The 2,642-nt window shown below is 35.6% G+C and carries 2 protein-coding genes; both read right to left on the reverse strand.

Features of this window, described 5'->3' with window-relative positions:
- Positions 1–160 precede the first annotated feature (160 nt).
- Positions 161–898, reverse strand: a complete 738-nt coding sequence (gene istB / locus FLACHUCJ7_RS00215) for an IS21-like element helper ATPase IstB (protein WP_056251131.1) — start codon at positions 896–898, stop codon at positions 161–163.
- A gap of 16 nt (positions 899–914) precedes the next feature.
- On the reverse strand, positions 915–2,462 hold the full coding sequence (gene istA, locus FLACHUCJ7_RS00220; RefSeq protein WP_108735486.1) for an IS21 family transposase: 1,548 nt from the start codon (positions 2,460–2,462) through the stop codon (positions 915–917).
- Between the last annotated feature and the right edge of the window lie 180 nt (positions 2,463–2,642).

Here is a 2,642-nt window from a genome sequence, read left to right on the forward strand (position 1 = left end):
TGCAAATTCCGGTTATATTGATCACCCCATTCCGTTTTAAAGTGAGCACCTGATTCCAGTTCAAAATGACCACCTAATTCCGGTGCAAAGTGAGCACCTCCGTTTTGATTAAAAACTATATTTTTTCATCTGTTAATTAGTATTCAAATATAATAAAATATCACTCTTTGTTTATTCCTCTTTTCTTTCTCATGGATTCTCCATGTAATTCAAGCCTATGAGATTGGTGTATAAGTCTGTCTAATATTGCATCGGCTATCGTTTTTTCTCCAATTATATCATACCAGCCTTGAACTGGTATTTGTGATGTCACGATTATAGAGCCGTTATTATGCCTGTCCTCTATGATCTCTAAAAGAGTAATTCGGTTATGGCTGTCAAGTGCCTGGAGTCCAAAATCATCAAGTATTATAACATCCTGTCTTTGTATTTTGGTAAGTTCCCGTAGATAAGTACCATCTGCTTTAGCCATTTTTAGTCTAGCGAACAATTTTGAGGTATTAAAATAACTTACCTTAAAACCCTGTATACAGGCTTGATAACCTAATGCAGTACCTAAATAACTTTTACCGACACCGGTGCTTCCAGTGATTAAAATATTTTCGTTTTTCTCTATAAATTCGCATTCTGCCAGACGCAGTACCATGTTTCGGTCCAGGTTACGTGATACATCAAAATTGATACTTTCAATATTTGATTTGTAATGGAATTTGGCATTAGTGATACTTCGTTCAATACGACGATTGTACCTTTCATCCCATTCTGCATCAATAATCATCGATACAAACTGGTCAAGGGTATAATGATCTGTTTTCCCGCTTTCAATGGCTGTTTTAAAAGCATTAAACATGCCATAAAGCTTCATTTGTTTCATTTTGGTTACTGTGGATTCATTCATTTTTTCAAGATTTAATTTAGTTATAATAGTGTTTTCCTCTTATGTTACTGTGATCGGGAAGTTCCTGCTCAGGTTCTTGATCAAAATCAATATGATCCAAGTTGTTTTCTAAAATGTTTTGTATGGTCTTAAAATTGTAAATTTTAAAATCAAGTGCCCGCCTGCAGGCATTTATTAATCGCTGTCTGCCTACCTTTTTTTCAAAATTCAGTATTCCTAAACAGCTTTTATAAGCCTGTTCTGGATGATTTCTGCTTTCGATTATCTGCATTATATATTCTCCTACTGACTCATCAATATTATTAGCCCATTCAATGAAGCGGGCAGCACTCCATTGGGCTACAAATTGATGTGTACTGGCTAAATGCTCAGGAGTTGTTGTATAGACATAAGGTTTGTAGTTTCTTGGATGTACAGCTATTCGATTGTATTTATAATAAATCTCTACTGTTGATTTGGTATATAACAGCTTGGCTTTCTTCTTTACATATTGATACGGAACGCTGTAATAGTTTTTGTCCTGGCTTAATTGAACATGACCGTTTTGCATTACTGTTGCAAAAGACTGGTATTTAATTTCAAAACGATCTTGTGGGAGTGGACGCAGTTTTTCTTTCTCGTCTTCTAAAAATAATTCAAAGCGGGAATAAGGGCGTCCTGTCAGTTTTCTGTTATTGTGAGAGTCAAGTAAATCCCAGATCTGCTGGTTTAATTCTTCCAGAGAAAAGAACTTAGTTTCTTTTATGGTTACATAAATCCTTCGATATAATATCTTAACAGCTCCTTCAACTAGTGACTTGTCTCTGGGCCTGTAAGCTCTGGCAGGTAAAATTGTGGTTTCGTAATGTTCTGCTAAATCAGCCAGGGTTTCATTGATTGTCGGTTCAAAACGACTGCTTTTTATTACGGCAGATTTTAAATTATCTGGAACAATGGCGGCAGGAGTGCCTTCAAAAAAGCGCATGGCATTTTCTACCGAGTCAACAAAGTTTTCCTTTTGCTGGCTCATGGAAGCTTCAGCATACGTGTATTGGCTAGCGCCCAATATTGCTACAAAAAATTGTACTTCTTTGACTTCTCCAGTATCTATATCAATAATTGAGAGTGTCTTTCCGGCATAATCAACATACATTTTATCACCCGCCTTATGGTTCATATGCATGACCGGATTAACTCGTTTGCCCCATATATTGTAATGATAATGAAATTGTGAAGTTCGATAACCATCAGGATTTACAGCAATATATTGTTCCCACATATGCTGTACGGTAACGCCAACTTTTTTTAGTTCACGTTCCATTTTAGGAAAAAAATCATAAAGTGTCTGTAATCTCGGGCTAATGGCCTCTACACTAGTCTGGGAGAATAAAAGTTCCAGCTCTGCATCGGTTTTTTGGTCGATTAATTCAAAGCTTAATTCGAGAACTTCAAATAAAGAAATATATTTCTTTACCGTATTTCTTGAAAGGGATAAGTAGCTACTTATAAATAACTTACTCTTTCCATTACAATAGAATTTAATTACTTTTCTAATTTTACTCATGTCTGTTATTTTGTTTGCCATAATCCGTAAATTTTTAACGAATGTATGGTTCTAACAACATGAAAAAATCAATAGTTTTTAATACTTAATTCACCACAAAACTTGGTGGTCAATTTGCTCCGGAATTAGGTGGTCAGTTTGCTCCGGAACGGGTGGTCAATTTACTCCGGAATTAGGTGGTCAAATTGACCGGTTTTTCCA

This window comes from Flavobacterium salmonis (genome assembly GCF_903819435.1).
In the GTDB taxonomy this organism is placed as follows: Bacteria; Bacteroidota; Bacteroidia; order Flavobacteriales; family Flavobacteriaceae; genus Flavobacterium; species Flavobacterium chungangense.